Here is a 782-nt window from a genome sequence, read left to right on the forward strand (position 1 = left end):
GGTGGCATCGGCGCGGGCGCAAACGAGATCAAATCGGCCGCCGACGATCTGGCCAAGCGTACCGAACAGCAGGCAGCAGCCGTGGAAGAAACCGCTGCCGCTCTGGAAGAGATCACCACGACCGTGAAGGATTCCACCAAGCGCGCGCAGGAGGCAGGCCTGATCGTCAGCCGCGCCAAGGCAGGCGCCGAACAATCCGGCGAAGTGGTACGCCGCGCCGTGGTCGCCATGGAGCAGATCTCCAAATCCGCCAACGAGATCAGCAACATCATCGGCGTGATCGACGAAATCGCCTTCCAGACCAACCTTCTTGCGCTGAATGCCGGCGTGGAAGCTGCGCGTGCGGGCGAGGCGGGCAAGGGCTTTGCCGTTGTCGCGCAGGAAGTGCGCGAACTGGCGCAACGCTCCGCCAATGCGGCCAAGGAGATCAAGGCGCTGATCACCACCTCGAACGATCAGGTGCAGCAGGGCGTTCAGCTGGTGGGCGACACCGGCAAGGCGCTGGCGACGATCGTATCGGAAGTGCAGGAAATCAACCGGCACGTCGTCTCCATCGTGGAATCCGCGCAGGAGCAATCCTCCGGCCTCCAGCAGATCAATACCGCGGTCAACCAGATGGACCAGGACACGCAAAAAAATGCTGCCATGGTGGAAGAGACCAACGCCGCCAGCCACAATCTGGCCAAGGAGGTAGCTTCGCTCAACCAGCTTCTCGCGCAGTTCAAGCTCGCCGATACCGCCTATCAGCAGAAGAGCCAGCCCGCTCCGGTTCGCAATGCCGG

At 62.7% G+C, this 782-nt stretch carries 1 protein-coding gene; it reads left to right on the forward strand.

Annotated features, from left to right (window positions below; translation table 11 throughout):
* Nucleotides 1-782, forward strand: a 782-nt coding sequence (locus AC1DCP_RS26325) for a methyl-accepting chemotaxis protein (RefSeq protein ID WP_476774858.1), incomplete at both ends; no start/stop codon positions are given.

The organism is Agrobacterium sp. 10T429, from assembly GCF_056393925.1.